Below are 15,366 nucleotides of genomic sequence, written 5' to 3' on the forward strand. Positions count from 1 at the left end.
CGTCCGTGCGGCGGAATTGACCGGAGCCCCGGCTCGCTGATCTAGCCGTGCTTCACGATCAGGGTCTTCATCGCGCCGAACTCGTACAGCGCCTCAAACCCCTTCTCGCGGCCATGGCCGGACTTCTTCATGCCGCCGAACGGCAGCTCGATGCCGCCGCCGGCGCCGTAGCCGTTGACGAACATCTGCCCGACCTTGACCTTGCGCGCGACGCGCATCGCCCGCGAACCGTCACCCGACCACACGCCGGCGACCAGGCCGAAATCAGTGCCGTTGGCGAGCCTGATCGCGTCGGCCTCGTCGTCGAACGGCATCGCCGCCAGCACCGGACCGAACACCTCCTCGCGCGCCAGCTCGGAATTGCGGTCGACATGCTGATACAGCGCTGGCGCGACGTAGAAGCCCTCGCTCGGCACGCCTTCGGCGATCCTGCCGGTCGCAACGCGCTTGGCCCCGCCGCTCTCGGCGCGTGCGAGCATGCCCTCGATGCGCTTCTTCTGCACCGCGCTGATGACCGGGCCAAGATCGAGATCCATCTCCGGCGTGCCGGCGGTGATCTTCTCGAAGCGAAGTTTCAGCTCCGACAGGAAGCGGTCCCACATCGAACGCTCGACCAGCACGCGCGAGCCGGCCGAGCAGGTCTGCCCGGCATTCTGCACGATTGCCGCGGCAACCGAGGTCAACGCCGCATCGAGATCGGCGTCGGCGAACACGATCTGCGGCGACTTGCCGCCGAGCTCCAGCGTGCAGCCAATGTGATTTCTCGCGGCCGCCGTCTGCACCAGGGTGCCGACCTCAGGGCTGCCGGTGAAGGAGACGAAGTCGATGCCGTCATGCGCCGACAGCGCGGCGCCTGCCTCCTCGCCGAGACCCGGCACGACATTGATGGCACCGGGCGGAAAGCCGGCCTCCGCCGCAAGTTCGGCGAGCCGCAGCGGCACCAGGCACGCTTCCTCCGCCGGCTTGATCACGGCCGCATTGCCCATGGCCAGCGCCGGCGCAACGGTGCGGCCGAACATCTGGCCCGGATAGTTCCAGGGAATGATGTGGCCGGTGACGCCGAGCGGCTCGTAGACCGTGGTGACGAAGAAGCCGTCGAGGAACGGGATGGTGTCGCCATGCACCTTGTCGGCGGCGCCGCCATAATATTCGAAGTAGCGCGCGACCGCGACGACATCGGCCTTGGCCTGCTTCATCGGCTTGCCGGTGTCCGCGGCCTCGAGCTTGGCCAGTTCCTCGGCATTGTCCTCGACGAGACGGCCGAGCTTGGACAGGAGCCGCCCGCGCTCCACGGCCGTCAGCCTGCCCCACGGGCCCTCCAGCGCGCGGCGCGCTGCGGCCACCGCGAGATCGATATCGGCCTTGTCGCCGGCCGCGATCGAGGCGATCACCTGCCCGGTGGCTGGCGCCAGCATCGCGATGGTGCGGCCCGATTGTGCGGGTTGCCACTTGTTGTCGATGAAGACGCCCTTGGCGGCAGGCAGTTTGACATTGGCATTCATGGCAGCTCTCCAGCTCGTCGCGACGATCCACTCTCCCCGGCTTTCTCAGCCGTTCGCTCGGGCGCAAAAAGAGGAGACGAATGTCGTTGATGGGTACGAGCAATCCTAGCACGACCGGCAGATCCTGCGACCTCCGCGCGCGATCACGTTGCGTCGGCCTGATCGTGGCCAGGCGGACAGATGACGCGCGGTCGGGATCGCTGCATCGCAATAGATCCGTGGGGGCGCACGAGCTCCTCATGCATGTCCGGATCGAGCTGCCTGGACAATCCATCGTTGACGCAGCTCAAGTAACGATGATCATCCTCGCGCTAGCAGTCTCCAAGGGTGCGTTCGGTCGTCGCGGCGGCCGGGCCGCTGCCACACAGTCGGATGTCGTGATGTCGTCGAAGCAGGATTGGACGCACGCTTTCCCGCCGTTGCGGCAGCTGCCCGCAGAGGTCTTCACGCAACTGCGCGAGTCGAGCCTGATCGTCGAACTCCCCGAGGGCAGCCGCATCTTCGGTCCCGGCCAGGCGCCGGACTCCTTCCTTTTGCTGCTGGACGGGACCATCCGCGTGCAGCAGACATCGGAGTCCGGCCGCGAGATCGTGCTGTACCGCGTCCAGGCCGGCGAAAGCTGCGCGCTCACCACCGCATGTCTGATGGGCTACGAGGAATACCAGGCCGAGGGCATCGCCGAGACGCAGATCCGCGCCGTGGCCATTCCTCGCACGCTGTTCGACCGGCTGATCGCGAGCTCGCGCGAATTCCGCCAGTTCGTCTTCACCGCGTTCAGCCGCCGCGTCACCAACCTGTTTCGCGTCATCGAGGAAGTCGCGTTCGAGCGCATCGACGTGCGCCTGGCGCAAAAGCTGCTCGAGCTTGCCGGCACGAAGCCGCAGGTGGTCGCGACGCATCAGGAGCTCGCCAACGAGCTCGGCAGCGCGCGCGAGGTCATCAGCCGGCAGCTCAACGAGTTCGCCAGGCGCGGCTGGCTGCGGGTGACGCGCGGCGCCGTGGAGATTGCCGACAGATCGGCGCTGACCCGGCTGGCGCAGCACGGTTGAGAGCTGTCGTTCTCGGTGACTTAGTTACATACCGCAGCCGGGTCCCGCATTATCACTCGCATCGTTGCAAAGCCAAAGGGGAGCGCGACATGACACAGAACGTTGGCAATATCGACCGGTTGCTCAGGATCATCGTCGGGCTGGCGGTGCTCAGCCTGGTTTTTGTCGGCCCGCAGACGCTGTGGGGCCTGTTGGGCCTGATCCCGCTCGGCACGGCACTGACCGGCTGGTGCCCGCCTTACGCGATGCTCGGCATCAACACCTGCGGAACCAAGCCGGCACCCTAGACCGGCAGAAACACGAACAGCGCGTGGGCGGCGGTGCCGCCCCGGAACGGAGCAGAGCCATGTCCTATCCAATCGATCTGCGCGTGCAGCCCAAGGTGGCCGGTTTCTTCGATCCGGACACCAGCACGATCAGCTATGTGGTGAAGGACCCGTCGTCGCCGTCCTGCGCGATCGTCGACCCCGTGCTCGACATCGACTACGCGGCGGGGCGCCTCAGCACCCGCTCCGCCGACACGCTGATCGACTATGTGCGGATGAACGGCCTGCGTCCGGAATGGCTGATCGAGACGCACGCCCATGCCGACCATCTCTCCGCCGCGCCCTACATCCAGGACCGGCTCGGCGGCAGGATCGGCATCGGCGAACATATCCTGACCGTGCAGGAAACCTTCGGCAAGGTGTTCAACGAGGGCACGGAGTTTCGCCGCGACGGCAGCCAGTTCGACCGGCTGTTCAAGGACGGCGACACCTACCAGGTCGGAGAGATGACCGCGTTCGTGATGCACACGCCCGGCCATACGCCGGCCTGTGCGACGCATGTGATGGGCGATGCGGCCTTCGTCGGCGATACCCTGTTCATGCCCGACGGCGGCACGGCGCGGGCCGACTTTCCCGGCGGCGATGCGCGCACGCTGTTCCGCTCGATCCGCCGGATCCTAGAAACGCTGCCGCGTGAGACGCGGCTGTTCATGTGCCACGACTACGGTCCGAACGGCCGTGACGTGCGCTGGGAGACGACCGTCGGCGAGGAGCGGCTGCACAACATCCATGCGCGAGACGGCATGTCGGAGGACGAGTTCGTCGCGCTCCGCGAGGCCCGCGACAAGACGCTGGGGATGCCGCGCCTGATCATTCCCTCGCTGCAGGTCAATATCCGCGCCGGACATCTGCCGCCCGCGGATGCCAGCGGCAAGACCTTTCTGAAAGTGCCGATCAACGTGCTCTGAGCATCAGGCCTCCGGGCAGCGCCGCGATCGCGCCCGGGCACACGCGCCCAGCGCGATCGCGCGGCTTGACCCGCTCGCGTCGGGCTAGGCATTATGGCCCTCCAACACGAGATGGACCCCGTACAGATTTCTGGCCAAGCTCACGAGACGTCGGCTGACAGGATGACTGAGCACCGCCAGAGAATCGCGCGTGTCGCGCGCCTGTGGGCTCTCGGCTCGGGCCTCGTCATATTTGCATTCGCAGCCCTCGAGCTGGTCACCGATGCGGTCGGATTGGTCTCGCTCGATACCATGGGCCGCATCGCCGATTGGCGCGACGCGCTGCTGCAGTCCAGCCCGTGCCTGACGATTCTCACCCTCGCGCTGGCGAGCCACATCGGCGCGACGTTGTGGCTCACGGCCAGCCGCGGGACGTTGCGGATGTCGTGGCAAGATGCGCTCGAAATCATCAGCGGCATCCTGGTTCCGCTGCTACTCCTGCCGGCCATGGTCGATACGGCCGGCGCTGCCATTCTGTTCGGGGTCACCGACGACACGCTGTACCGGCTGGCCAAGCTCTGGCCCGAGCGCGCGTCTCTCTACGTCGCGCTGATCGCGCTGTTGTGGGCGCATGGCTGTCTCGGACTGCACCAGGCGCTGCGGCCGCGCCCCGGCTACGCCCGCATCGCGCCGCTGCTCGGCGTGATCGCGCTCGCCTTGCCGATCGCGGCCATTGCGGGACTGATCGCCTCGGCCCGCGTCGCCGGCGTGCTCGTGGCCGACGAGCAGGTCGCGGCGCAGATCCGCAGCATGGGTCATTGGCCCTCCCCTGAGGCCGAGGCGATACTCGGGCGCATCCGGCTGCTGGCGCTGTCGGTGTATGGCGTGGTGTTGCTCGCAGCCGCCGTCGCGCTGGTGACGCGGTTGCTTCGCATCGTCGTGGCGCCCAAGATCGACGTCACCTATGTCAACGGGCCGACGCTCAAGACCGCGATCGGGCCGACGCTGCTCGAGATCAGCCGCATCCATGACCTCTCGCATGGCGACGGCTGCGGCGGGCGCGGACGCTGCACCGCCTGCAGCGTGCGGATCGAGCACGGCATCGACACACTGCCGCCCGCCGGCGCAACGGAGCGGGCGATGCTGGGCGACGCCGACAGCCAGGTCCGCCTGGCCTGCCAGATCTGGCCGACCGCATCACTCACGGTGACCCGCCTGGCCGCAGCTCACGGCGATCCGGCAGCCGCCGGGCCGGACATCGACGCTTCAGGCATCGAGCGCCAGGTCGTGGCGCTGTGCATCCAGCTGCGCGATCACGCCGCCCTGGCTCGGAACCGCGCGGCCTATGACGCGATCTTCCTGCTCAACGCCTTTCTCGATGCGGCGCATGAGGCCGTCACGGCCCATCACGGCTGGGTCGCCCACACCAGCGCGGGCGGACTGATCGCGGTGTTCGGCCGCGAGGACGAACTTGGTGCAGCCTGCCGATCAGCCGTCGCCGCGAGCGCGGCGATGGACGTGGCGCTGGACCGCTTGAACGAGCGGTTTGCCGCCGAGCTCGGACGGCCGGTCGAAGCCGCGATGGGCCTGGTCAGCGGGCCGGCCTATATCGGCCGGCTCGGCGCCGGCCCGGCCAAGACGCTGAGCGCGATCGGTGTCGCGATCGATCTGGCTTCGGTTCTGGCGGCGCAGGCCGCGCGCCGCGGCACGCAGCTGCTGGCCGATCCGGCGGTCTTCCGCCACGCCGGTATCGACGCATCGGCGTGCGAGGTGCTCGCACTGGGCGACGGGGCTGGCGCGCACGACGTGTTCGCCCTCGCCAAGGCGAGGGTGATCCCGCTGGAGCCGATTTGAGCCGAACGGCGATCGGCCGACAGAAGCCGCCGTGATCGACGTCACAGTCGCCGCCTGCGCAATCGAGGATTCTCCCGCCAGCAATTCGGGGAGATGCACATGACCAAGATCTTGATGCTGAGCAGCGTTGCCGCGATTTCAGCTATCGTCGCGATGCCCTGGGGCGCGCAGCCGGCACGCTCGTCGCAGGATTGGCTGGCAAAGGCCCAGTCCGAATTCGCCACCAAGGCGCGGGATGCCGTAATCCAGCGCAAGATCGGCGCGGACGCAGGCGTCGCCCCTGCGAGCACAACCCAGCCGCCAAGCGTCGCGGAAGCGGCCGACCAGCCCGCCGCGCCCCGCCCGCCGGCTGCAGTGCCCGCTGTGGCCGCCGCAAAGGACGTTCCTGCGACGCCCGAGCGCGAGCCCGGCACCGCCATGGTCCTGGCGTCAGCCCCGACCCAGACGATGATCACGCCGCCGGCCAAGCCCGCACTCGAGGAGCCCACCCCTCCGCCGGCCGTCGTTCCCGTCGCCGCCCCCGCGCGCGAGGACTCCAAGCCGGCCGATGTTCTCTCCCAGCAGCCGGTCGACGCGGCACCCGCGCAGCCAGCCCCCGCTGTTAGCACTGCCGCGCCGACGACGGCGCCGGCGAAGATCGCCGAGCCGGCCGCTCGCAACGAGACGACACAGAAGCCGCGGCGCGCCAGCAAGGCGGTCGCCTCCGCCCACACCAGCAATCGGCCGGGCTCCACAATGGAAGAGCGCGGCCTGCAGGCGCTGCGGCAGCATGCGCCTGACATCGCGGCCATGGTCGCGCGCTACATGTAGGCGGAGAACACCTTCGGCGGCGTGACCAACACGCCAACGCGGCTTTGCACCGTGCAACCAGAGGAGTTCGCATCCTCTCACCACGCGCTTGCGGCGATCGCGTCGAGACGCGCGTGCCGCGCGATGATAGCTGGCGCGCGCGGCCTGGCTCATCGCGAGCATCGGCATCCAGCCAGATTCCACCGGTATCATCATGGCTGGAGATACGTAGCACCGGCAGCGCTCATCCCTCGCAGGATAGCGCAGTGCTCAGGACGGTTGAACCAAGACCGTCCCGCTCGCCGAGCAGGCCATGAGCACGTTGGCTGGGCCGGCAGCCCCCAACTTGCCTTGAGTCGAGCTTCAAGCTTCGCTACCAAGGTCTGCAACGCTGGGATCTCCACAGGCCGGGTGGATTTCCGAAGGAGCAGGATGTCGTCGTCAGCGCCTGTCCATCGATTTCAACCAGGGCATCGCACGGGACGCTGTGGAGACTGGGACACATCAGTTCGAGCTGACCGAGGCCGGGGCGCCAACGGCCAACATCGCGGATATCGCGGCTCGCCGCACCACGAAGCTCGACGTCGCAGATCAACTGCTTGCCGGACGCCCAGACGGCCGCCGGTTCCGGAATCGTGAACTCGCTCGAGATGCGCGATCGAACGCCGCCACTCTCCCACGCCTGCAGCGCCGCCGTGATCCGGTCCGTCGGCCGGAAGAGCAAAAACTTCACATCATCCAGGTTCAAGCCATCAACTGAGAGGATCGTCTGTCATGGTCAATCGTCGTGAAATCGGATCGCTCGTCGGCCTCGGCGCCGCCGCGGCCGCGATCGCCGCAGGGTCGACCGTCACCCAGGCCGCCGCGCAGGCGCAGCCGGGCGAGAGCACCTTTGCCCAGATCCGCCGCACCAAGAAGCTTCGGATCGCCGGCATCGTCGGCACCGAGCCGTACTATCACAAGGACATCGCGACCGGACAATGGTCCGGCTTCTGCGTGGCCATGGCGACGGATCTCGCGAAGTCGCTGGAGGCCGAGGTCGAGATCGTCGAGTCCACCTGGGGCAACTCGGTGCTCGACCTGCAGAGCAACAAGATCGACATCATGTTCGGCCTCAGCCCGACGCCGTCGCGCGCGCTGATCGTCGAGTTCACGCGTCCGATCATGAACAACACCTTCACGATCATCGCCAAGCCCGGCTTCGAGCCGAAGACGTGGGACGATCTCAACAAGCCCGACGTGCGCGTCGCCGTCGACATCGGCTCGACCCACGATCTCTACGCGCGGCGCATCCTGCCCAAGGCGACACTCGTGGCGCTGAAGACGCCGGACGAGGCTGTGCTGGCGGTACAAGCGGGACGCGCCGACTGCCTGATCCAGGTCGCGATGCTGTCGCTGGTGACGGTGAAGAAGAATGCCAAGGTGGGCAAGGTGATCATCCCGACGCCGGTGGCGGCGCAGCCGACCTGCTGCGGCGTTCGCGTCGACGTCGACACCCGCTTCCGCACCTATGTCGACAACTGGCTCGAATACAGCCGCGCGCTCGGCGCCTTGCGCGAATGGATTCTCGGCAGCCTGGCGCTCGTGAACATCCAGGAGCAGGACGTTCCGCCCGGACTGCAGTTCTAGTTCGACGAGCCGAGGACAGCTTCGAACGATGCCAAATGAGCGACATCCGCTGGGGATCATCATGCTCGACATCGCGATCGAGCGCCCGCCGGGGGATGTCGGTCATTCCGCGAGCTGGCCGTTCGAGGTCATCTTCAAGACCGTTCCGGGCGCGACGGCGCGCAAGGTTGTCGGTGGAGATGATGCCGATCTGATGGATGCGTTCGTCGCCGCCGGCGAGGTGCTGCGCGCGCAAGGCGCGGTCGGACTGACGACGTCGTGCGGCTTCCTGGCCTCACGCCAGCGGGAGTTGTCGGCGCGCATGACATTGCCGCTCGCCACTTCGAGCCTGCTGCAGCTACCCATGGTGGAGCGCTGCCTGCCTCGCGGCCGCCGCGCCGGCGTCATCACCTATGATGCGGACGCCTTGACGGAACGGCATTTCACCAGCGTCGGCGCCGATCCCTCGACGCCAGTCGCCGGCCTGCCGCCCGATGGCGGGCTGCGCGCCCACATCGAGCACGGACAGCCCTATGATCGCGACCGGATCGGGAATGACATTTGTTCAGCGGTTCGCGCCCTGCTCGCCAATAACAGGGACATCGGCGCGCTCGTGTTCGAATGCACCAACCTTCCGCCATTCTCGAACGAGGTGTCGCGGGAATTCGGGCTCCCCGTCTATGACATCCTCACACTCGGACGCTGGTTTCATTCGGGATTGATCCAAGGCGCCGCTTCGCAATCATTCGGCACGGGACAGGCGTGATGCACTACGAATGGAGTTTTGGCTTTCTCTGGCAGTACAGCCGGCTGATTGGCGTCGGAACGGCCTACACGATCGGGTTCACGATCCTCACCGCCGCCAGTGGCTTCCTGATCGGATGCGTGGTCGCGATCGCGAGCCTCTCCAACGTCCGGCTGATATCGGCGCCGCTGGTCATGCTGGTCGAGGTATTTCGCTGCACGCCCGTGCTGGTTCAGCTGGTGTGGATCTATTATGCGCTTCCGGTCCTGATTGGCGTCGAGCTCTCGCCCGCGTTTGCCGCGTTCATCTCGCTCAGCCTCTATGGCGGCGCCTTCTATTCGGAGATCATCCGCGGCGGCATCGTCTCGATCGACATCGGGCAATGGGATGCGGGGCGCGCGCTCGGCATGCGCCGCTTCGATCTGCTCAAGCGCATCATCATGCCGCAGGCGCTGAAGCGGATGATTCCACCGCTGGTGAACCAGGCCGTGCTTCAGCTCAAGAACACCTCGCTGCTGTCGGTGCTCGCCGTTCCCGACCTGCTCTACCAGGGCCAGCTCATCACCTCGGCGACCTACCGGCCGCTCGAGACCTACACGATGATCGCCGTCATCTATTTCATCATCCTGTTCCCGATGACGCGCGCCGCCAGCGCGCTCGAAGCGCGGTTGGCGCGGTGAGGCAGGACGCGATGCTGCAAACAGGAAACGCTGCCGTGCCTGACGTTCCGATGATCGAGATGACGCACGTCAAGAAGGCTTTTGGCGCGGTCAGCGTTCTCAAGGACATCTCGCTGCAGGTCCCGCGCGGCGGCGTCGTCGCGCTGATCGGCCCGAGCGGCTCCGGCAAGTCGACGCTGCTCCGGTGCCTCAACCTTCTGACCATCCCCGAGAGCGGCCAGATCCGGGTCGGTCAGAGCCGCATGGACTTCACCAGCGGCCACAAGCTGCCGGGCGACCGCGAGCTCGCGGCGTTTCGCGCCCGGACCGGCATGGTGTTCCAGAACTTCAACCTGTTTCCGCACATGTCGGCGATCGAGAACGTCATGGCGGGGCCGGTGACCGTGTTGAAGACCCGACCCGAGGAAGCCCGCGCGGCAGCGCTGGCCCTGCTGGACAAGGTCGGCCTGAGGGACAAGGCCGACGTCGCGCCCGACAAATTGTCCGGCGGACAGAAGCAGCGCGTTGCGATCGCGCGCGCGCTGGCGATGAAGCCGGAGGTCATGCTGTTCGACGAGGCGACGTCGGCGCTCGACCCGGAGCTGGTCGGCGAAGTCCTCGCGGTGGTGCGCCAGCTCGCCGCGGAAGGCATGACGATGATGCTGGTGACCCACGAGATGGCGTTTGCGCGCGAGGTCGCCGACACCGTCGTCTTCATGCGCGACGGCGTCGTCGTCGAGCAGGGACCGGCGCGGCAAGTCATCGACGCGCCCAATGAGCCGTCGACGCAGAGCTTCCTCAGCCACTTCCACAACAGCGCCCTGCCGGCGCAGCGTTGAAGGTCAGGCGCCGCGCGACAGCGGCCGCTGCAGATGGCGGAGCATCAGCGCGGCCGCCTCCTCCAGGCGCTCGGCTTCTAGCAGGTCGAGCAGACGCAGATGCTCCTTGACGTGGCGGCGCATGCCGTCGCGATCGGCGAAGCTGCGATAGGCAAACAGCCGCCGGATCGAGTTCACACGCCGCAGTGAGTCGACGAAGAACGGGTTGCCGGCGCCGCGCGCGATCTCCTCGTGGAATTCGCAGCCGGACTGATAGACCTCGCCGACCGTCATCTTGTCGAGCTCGCCGCCGAGCACGCGCTGCTGATGCCGGCGCAGCCGGTCTATGACCTCGCTGTCGAGACGAAAGCCGGGCTGCAGGATCGCGGCCGGCTCGATCACGGCGCGGAAAGCCGCCGCCTGCGCCTGCGCTTCCGGGCTCGACAGCGTGTCGGCGAAGCGCCAGCCATAGCCGGGCAGCCGCGCGATCCAGCCCTCGGCGGCGATGCGGTCGAGCAGGCGCTGCAGCTCGGTGCGGCTCAGCTCATAGCGCCGCATCAGCTCGGCCTCTGTGACGTCGGCTGCGATACGCTGATCCAGGACGTCGGCGGCGATGTCGGCATAGGCCTGCTCGGCGCGACTGACCGCTGCAAGCGTCGGCCGCGCCGCGCCGCTCGTCGGGTTCTTGGTCAACACGAAACCGCGGTTGGGCTCGCCGCGCGCGAGACCCGCGGCCTCCAAGGCCTTCAACCCAAGCCGGATCGGCGCGCGCGACACGTCGAGCGCATCGGCCAGCTTCTGCTCGATCAGCCGGTCGCCGGCCTTCATGCCCTCGCGGCGCGCAAACGCCAGGATCAGGCCGGCCAGATGCTCGGCACGGTCGGTCGTGCCCGACCGTCCTGCGGCGGAGGATGTGTCCTGGTCGGTCATGGCCCGGATGAGACCTCTTTTGGCTTGACAGATCGTCCGCAAGATTGTTCTTTATCCATAAAATGTACAATCGAAAAGAGAACGGGGAAGGACGGCCGATGAGCCGCGAGCCGGATGTCCATATTTGCGAGGTAGCGCCGCGCGACGGACTGCAGATCCTCGACGTCTTCGTTCCGACGGAGGCCAAGTGCGCGCTGATCGACGCCATCGTTGCCGCTGGTGTGCGCGAAATCGACGCCGGCTCGTTCGTGCCGCCGAAGGTGGTGCTGCAATTCGCGGACGTCGATGCTGTCATGTCCCATGCGCTGTCTCATCGGGACACCAGGATCGGCGCGCTGGTGCCGAATTTCAAGGGCGCGGAGCGCGCCATCGCAGCCGGCGTCAACAGCATCTATTTCGTGATCTCGGCGAGCGAGACCCACAACCGCGCCAATGTGCGGCGGACGGTGGACGAGCAGGTCGAGGCCTTCCGCGCCGTTCGCGCCGCGATCGACGCGAGATCCCCGGCCGAAAGGCCGCATCTGATGGGCGCGATCTCGACGTCGTTCGGCTGCTCGCTCGAAGGCGACATCAGCGAGGCGGCGGTCTGCAATCTGGCGCGCCGTTTCGCCGAAGCGGGCGCCGACGAGATCGGTCTCGCCGACACCGTCGGCTATGCCACGCCGACGCTCGTCAAGCAGATCGTCTCCGCGGTGCGCCGCGAGATCGGCCCTGGCGTCCCGCTGCGCCTGCATCTGCATGACACGCTCGGTGCGGGCCTCGCCAATGCCGTCGCGGGCCTCGAAGCCGGCATCCGCCGCTTCGACGCTGCGGTCTCCGGGCTCGGCGGCTGTCCGTTCGCGCCGGGCGCCCGCGGCAACATCGTGACCGAAGATCTCGTCTTCATGCTCGAACGCATGGGTCTTACGACCGGCATTGACCTCGACCGGCTGATGCTGACGCGGGAGATCCTGGCCCGCCACATCGCGCCGAAGCATCTCACCGGCCATCTGCACGAGGCCGGCATTCCCAAGGTGCTGCGGAGGGCGGCATGACGGGCTGGCCCGGAGATCACGCCGCTCCGAGCGACCAGCTGCGTCCGCTGGAGGGCGTGCGCGTCGTCGAGTTCAGCCAGATGGTGATGGGCCCGAGTTGCGGGCTGATCCTCGCCGATCTCGGCGCCGACGTGATCAAGGTCGAGCCGCTCAAGGGCGACCGCACCCGCTCGTTCAAGGGGCCGGCGGCCGGCTTCTTCGCCACCTATTGCCGCAACAAGCGCAGCATCGCGCTCGACACGTCCGCGCCCCAGGGCCAGAGCGTGGCGCGCAAGCTGATCGCGCGCAGCGATGTCCTGATCGAGAATTTCCGTCCGGGACTGATGAAGCGCATCGGGCTCGACTACGAAGCCGTGGCGACGTTCGCGCCGCAGCTGATCTACTGCTCGCTGAAGGGCTATCTGCCGGGCCCGTATGAGAACCGCCTCGCGCTCGATGAGGTGGTGCAGATGATGGGCGGCCTCGCCTACATGACCGGCCTGCCCGACCGGCCGATGCGCGCCGGCGCCTCGGTCAACGACATCATGGGCGGCATGTTCGGCGTGATCGCGATCCAGGCCGCGCTGGCCGAACGCCAGCGCACCGGGCGTGGCCGCTACGTGCAGAGCGCGCTGTACGAGAACAACGTGTTCCTGATGGCGCAGGCAATGATGTACGAGACCGTCACCGGCCAGCCCTCGATCCCCTATTCGATCAAGGACAGTCCGTGGCCAGTGTATGATCTGTTCGACACCAAGGACGGCTCGAAACTGTTCGTGACCATCGTCGGTGAGGAGCAATGGGTGGCGTTCTGCCGCGCCTTCGATCGCACCGCATGGCTCGACGATCCCCGCTTCGGCACCGCGCAAGGGCGGGTCGATCATCGCGACTGGCTGATCCCCGAGATCGCCGCGATCTTCAGGACATGGGACAAGCACGACCTCGCCGCCGTGCTCGAGCGGCTCGAGCTGCCCTATGCGCCGGTCAACAAGCCGGGTGATCTGTTCGACGATCCGCATCTCAACGCATCGGGCGGCCTGACCGAGATTCGTCTGCCCGACGGACGGCGCGCCAAGACTCCCGTGCTACCGGTGTCGCTTGACGGACAGAGGCTTCCGAACCGCTACGATCCGCCCCAGATCGGCGCGCACACGCGCGACGTCCTGGCCGAGATCGGGCTGTTGCCCGACGACGTTGCGTTGCTGGAAGCGGATGGAACGATTTCGACGGCCTGAGAAACGACGACGCGCGTCATCAAACAATAGGAACTGCGGGAGGATGTCATGACGATCACACGGCGCCGCGCGCTCGCGACCGGCGCAGCACTCGCAGGCGCCTCGTTGCTTCCGGGGCGGCTGTTGGCCGAGAGCAAGCCTGCCTCGATCGCGTTCGGCCCGGTCTCGCCGGTCTACGCGATTGCGATGATCGCGGAGCTCAAGGGTTACTTCAAGGACGAGGGCCTCGATCCCAAGCTGCTCACCGGCAATTCCGGCACGTTCGGCCGCCAGACGCTGGCCGCCGAGCAGGCACTGTTCGCGCATGGCGATGCGAGCCATCCACTGCAGCTCACGGCGCGCGGCAAGCCGTGCAAGATCCTGTTGGCGACCGAGATGGTCTGCTCCTACGCCAACGTCGTGGTGCGCCAGGATCTCTACGACAGCGGCATCACCTCGGTCGAACAGCTCGCCGCCTACAAGCGCGCCGATGGTGCGAAGCCGGTCGTTGCGGCCACTGCGATCGGATCAGGTACCTGGGTCTACGGCACCTATGTGTTCGAATCGCGCGGCCTGGGCGACAAGGTGAACTGGGTGGCGGGCGGCGGCACCAACACGATGTTTCCCTCGCTTCAGACCAAGCAGTTCGACGCCATCATGGCGCCGCCAAGCTGGATCGTCGAAGTCGAGAAAAAGGGCTTTGGCAAGGTGATCTACGACACCTCGAAGCCGGGACTGTTCGAGAAGGACTTTGGCGGCACGATCCCCGTGCTCGTCCTCTATGCGCTGAAGGACACGGTCGAGCAGGACAAGGCGCTGGTGCAGGCGTTCGTCAACGCCATCTATCGCGCCATGGCCTGGGTCAAGAGCGCGCCGCTGGCCGAGGTTCAGGCCCTGGTCACCTCGAAATACTTCTCGGGCATCGATCCCGATGCCGTCAAGGCCGAGCTCGGCTTCGACACCTCCACCTGGGCCTATGACGGCAGCATCGACAAGGCGTCCTACGCGCGCGGCGCCAAGCCCTGGTACCGCAAGGGGACCGACATTCCCGAGATGAGCTACGAAGATATCGTCGATCCGAGCTTCCTCGCGGCTGCAAAGGCGAAATACAAATGATGTCGGCGTCTGGTCCAAGCCTCGCCGCGGCGCGCGGTGCGGACAGCCCAGCTGCTGCACGCACGCGGATCGCGGTCCAGGGGCTGATGAAGACCTACAACACCGGAAGCGGCGAGTTCGTCGCCGTCGACAACGTCTCGTTCGATGTTGCGCAAGGCGAGTTCGTCGCCCTGCTCGGGCCGTCCGGCTGCGGCAAGAGCACGATCCTCAACATGGTCGCCGGGCTGCTGCCGCGCTCGGGCGGACGCATCCTGATCGACGGCGACACGGTCGAGACCGGCAAGGTCAATCCGCGGGTGGGCTACGTGTTTCAGCGCGACACGTTGTTTCCGTGGCGAACGGTCGAGCAGAACATCGGTTATGGCCTGGAGATCGCCGGAGTGCCGAGGCCGGAGCGCGCACAGCGTGTCACGGACGCTATCGGCAGAGCCGGCCTCACCGGCTTCGGCCGCAGCTTTCCGCGCATGCTGTCGGGCGGAATGCGCCAGCGCGTGGCGCTGATGCGCACGCTCATCCTGGCGCCCGAGATCCTGCTGATGGACGAGCCGTTCGGCGCGCTCGACACCCACACCAAGCTGGAGATGCACAAGACCCTGCTCGAGATCTGGGAGCGCGAACGCCAGACCGTGCTGTTCGTCACCCATGACCTCGGCGAGGCGCTGACGCTCGCGAGCCGCATCATCCTGCTGTCCGCACGACCCGGCCGGCTGAAGGACGATTTCGAAGTGTCGTTCCCGCGGCCACGCGATCCCGTCAGCCTGCGCGAGACCGCCGAGTTCGGCCGGCTCTATTCCCACATCTGGCATTCCCTGGGCGAAGAATTCCGCCGCACCAAGGCCGACTGAAGAGGCTGACT

Annotated in this window: 16 protein-coding genes; 13 read left to right on the forward strand and 3 right to left on the reverse strand. The window is 66.9% G+C overall.

Going from position 1 to position 15,366, the window contains the following annotated elements; genetic code table 11:
• Window positions 1–41: 41 nt before the first annotated feature.
• Window positions 42–1,502 (reverse strand): aldehyde dehydrogenase family protein, encoded by a 1,461-nt coding sequence (locus ACQR07_RS14580; RefSeq protein ID WP_434902956.1) that lies wholly within the window; start codon window positions 1,500–1,502, stop codon window positions 42–44.
• Window positions 1,503–1,882: 380 nt separating this feature from the next.
• Here ACQR07_RS14580 and ACQR07_RS14585 point away from each other — a divergent pair, with 380 nt between their 5' ends.
• The 5 genes from ACQR07_RS14585 (at window position 1,883) to ACQR07_RS14605 (ending at window position 6,428) form a co-directional block, all read left to right on the forward strand.
• Window positions 1,883–2,551 carry a Crp/Fnr family transcriptional regulator gene (locus ACQR07_RS14585; RefSeq protein WP_434902957.1) on the forward strand — a complete coding sequence of 223 codons (669 nt, stop codon included), beginning with the start codon at window positions 1,883–1,885 and terminating at the stop codon, window positions 2,549–2,551.
• Window positions 2,552–2,640: 89 nt separating this feature from the next.
• A complete protein-coding gene (locus ACQR07_RS14590) occupies window positions 2,641–2,838 on the forward strand; it encodes a YgaP family membrane protein (protein WP_434902958.1) in 198 nt (65 codons plus the stop codon).
• Between the two features lie 59 nt (window positions 2,839–2,897).
• On the forward strand, window positions 2,898–3,785 hold the full coding sequence (locus ACQR07_RS14595) for an MBL fold metallo-hydrolase (protein ID WP_434902959.1): 888 nt from the start codon (window positions 2,898–2,900) through the stop codon (window positions 3,783–3,785).
• Between the two features lie 162 nt (window positions 3,786–3,947).
• A complete protein-coding gene (locus ACQR07_RS14600; RefSeq protein ID WP_434902960.1) occupies window positions 3,948–5,618 on the forward strand; it encodes an adenylate/guanylate cyclase domain-containing protein in 1,671 nt (556 codons plus the stop codon).
• A gap of 99 nt (window positions 5,619–5,717) precedes the next feature.
• Window positions 5,718–6,428, forward strand: a complete 711-nt coding sequence (locus ACQR07_RS14605) for a hypothetical protein (RefSeq protein ID WP_434902961.1) — start codon at window positions 5,718–5,720, stop codon at window positions 6,426–6,428.
• A gap of 352 nt (window positions 6,429–6,780) precedes the next feature.
• On the opposite strand, the gene ACQR07_RS14610 is transcribed toward ACQR07_RS14605, so the two are convergent.
• Entirely contained in the window at window positions 6,781–7,155 is a 375-nt protein-coding gene (locus ACQR07_RS14610) for a hypothetical protein (protein WP_434902962.1), read from the reverse strand.
• A gap of 26 nt (window positions 7,156–7,181) precedes the next feature.
• Here ACQR07_RS14610 and ACQR07_RS14615 point away from each other — a divergent pair, with 26 nt between their 5' ends.
• From ACQR07_RS14615 to ACQR07_RS14630, 4 genes are read left to right on the forward strand one after another with little or no spacing between them, the layout of a single operon-like run.
• A complete protein-coding gene (locus ACQR07_RS14615) occupies window positions 7,182–8,036 on the forward strand; it encodes a transporter substrate-binding domain-containing protein (RefSeq protein ID WP_434902963.1) in 855 nt (284 codons plus the stop codon).
• Window positions 8,037–8,064: 28 nt separating this feature from the next.
• Window positions 8,065–8,781, forward strand: a complete 717-nt coding sequence (locus tag ACQR07_RS14620; RefSeq protein ID WP_434902964.1) for an aspartate/glutamate racemase family protein — start codon at window positions 8,065–8,067, stop codon at window positions 8,779–8,781.
• Window positions 8,781–9,440 (forward strand): amino acid ABC transporter permease, encoded by a 660-nt coding sequence (locus tag ACQR07_RS14625; protein WP_434902965.1) that lies wholly within the window; start codon window positions 8,781–8,783, stop codon window positions 9,438–9,440. Before ACQR07_RS14620 ends, ACQR07_RS14625 begins: the two co-directional genes overlap by 1 nt.
• A gap of 35 nt (window positions 9,441–9,475) precedes the next feature.
• Window positions 9,476–10,258 carry an amino acid ABC transporter ATP-binding protein gene (locus ACQR07_RS14630; protein WP_434902966.1) on the forward strand — a complete coding sequence of 261 codons (783 nt, stop codon included), beginning with the start codon at window positions 9,476–9,478 and terminating at the stop codon, window positions 10,256–10,258.
• Between the two features lie 3 nt (window positions 10,259–10,261).
• Here the strand turns inward: ACQR07_RS14630 and ACQR07_RS14635 are convergent, their stop codons facing one another.
• Window positions 10,262–11,167, reverse strand: coding sequence for an FCD domain-containing protein (locus ACQR07_RS14635; RefSeq protein ID WP_434902967.1), 906 nt, complete (start codon window positions 11,165–11,167; stop codon window positions 10,262–10,264).
• Window positions 11,168–11,265: 98 nt separating this feature from the next.
• Between ACQR07_RS14635 and ACQR07_RS14640 the strand changes: the two genes are divergently transcribed.
• The 4 genes from ACQR07_RS14640 to ACQR07_RS14655 are packed head-to-tail and all read left to right on the forward strand — an operon-like array spanning window position 11,266 to window position 15,355.
• Complete coding sequence (locus tag ACQR07_RS14640; RefSeq protein WP_434902968.1) at window positions 11,266–12,201, forward strand: hydroxymethylglutaryl-CoA lyase; 936 nt, start codon at window positions 11,266–11,268, stop codon at window positions 12,199–12,201.
• Window positions 12,198–13,415 (forward strand): CaiB/BaiF CoA transferase family protein, encoded by a 1,218-nt coding sequence (locus tag ACQR07_RS14645; RefSeq protein WP_434902969.1) that lies wholly within the window; start codon window positions 12,198–12,200, stop codon window positions 13,413–13,415. Before ACQR07_RS14640 ends, ACQR07_RS14645 begins: the two co-directional genes overlap by 4 nt.
• A 48-nt stretch (window positions 13,416–13,463) precedes the next feature.
• The gene (locus tag ACQR07_RS14650) at window positions 13,464–14,510 is read left to right on the forward strand and encodes an ABC transporter substrate-binding protein (RefSeq protein WP_434902970.1); all 1,047 of its coding nucleotides are present in this window, start codon (window positions 13,464–13,466) and stop codon (window positions 14,508–14,510) included.
• Window positions 14,507–15,355, forward strand: coding sequence for an ABC transporter ATP-binding protein (locus tag ACQR07_RS14655; protein ID WP_434902971.1), 849 nt, complete (start codon window positions 14,507–14,509; stop codon window positions 15,353–15,355). Before ACQR07_RS14650 ends, ACQR07_RS14655 begins: the two co-directional genes overlap by 4 nt.
• Window positions 15,356–15,366: the final 11 nt, after the last annotated feature.

The sequence above is a fragment of the Bradyrhizobium sp. HKCCYLS20291 genome (genome assembly GCF_051167715.1).
Lineage (GTDB): Bacteria > Pseudomonadota > Alphaproteobacteria > Rhizobiales > Xanthobacteraceae > Bradyrhizobium.

Excerpts from the sequence above, each read along its gene's own strand:
- ACQR07_RS14580 (WP_434902956.1), bottom strand. The coding sequence starts at position 1,502 with ATGAATGCCAATGTCAAACTGCCTGCCGCCAAGGGCGTCTTCATCGAC.
- ACQR07_RS14585 (WP_434902957.1), top strand. The coding sequence starts at position 1,883 with ATGTCGTCGAAGCAGGATTGGACGCACGCTTTCCCGCCGTTGCGGCAG.
- ACQR07_RS14590 (WP_434902958.1), top strand. The coding sequence starts at position 2,641 with ATGACACAGAACGTTGGCAATATCGACCGGTTGCTCAGGATCATCGTC.
- ACQR07_RS14595 (WP_434902959.1), top strand. The coding sequence starts at position 2,898 with ATGTCCTATCCAATCGATCTGCGCGTGCAGCCCAAGGTGGCCGGTTTC.
- ACQR07_RS14600 (WP_434902960.1), top strand. The coding sequence starts at position 3,948 with ATGACTGAGCACCGCCAGAGAATCGCGCGTGTCGCGCGCCTGTGGGCT.
- ACQR07_RS14605 (WP_434902961.1), top strand. The coding sequence starts at position 5,718 with ATGACCAAGATCTTGATGCTGAGCAGCGTTGCCGCGATTTCAGCTATC.
- ACQR07_RS14615 (WP_434902963.1), top strand. The coding sequence starts at position 7,182 with ATGGTCAATCGTCGTGAAATCGGATCGCTCGTCGGCCTCGGCGCCGCC.
- ACQR07_RS14620 (WP_434902964.1), top strand. The coding sequence starts at position 8,065 with ATGCCAAATGAGCGACATCCGCTGGGGATCATCATGCTCGACATCGCG.
- ACQR07_RS14625 (WP_434902965.1), top strand. The coding sequence starts at position 8,781 with ATGCACTACGAATGGAGTTTTGGCTTTCTCTGGCAGTACAGCCGGCTG.
- ACQR07_RS14635 (WP_434902967.1), bottom strand. The coding sequence starts at position 11,167 with ATGACCGACCAGGACACATCCTCCGCCGCAGGACGGTCGGGCACGACC.
- ACQR07_RS14640 (WP_434902968.1), top strand. The coding sequence starts at position 11,266 with ATGAGCCGCGAGCCGGATGTCCATATTTGCGAGGTAGCGCCGCGCGAC.
- ACQR07_RS14645 (WP_434902969.1), top strand. The coding sequence starts at position 12,198 with ATGACGGGCTGGCCCGGAGATCACGCCGCTCCGAGCGACCAGCTGCGT.
- ACQR07_RS14650 (WP_434902970.1), top strand. The coding sequence starts at position 13,464 with ATGACGATCACACGGCGCCGCGCGCTCGCGACCGGCGCAGCACTCGCA.
- ACQR07_RS14655 (WP_434902971.1), top strand. The coding sequence starts at position 14,507 with ATGATGTCGGCGTCTGGTCCAAGCCTCGCCGCGGCGCGCGGTGCGGAC.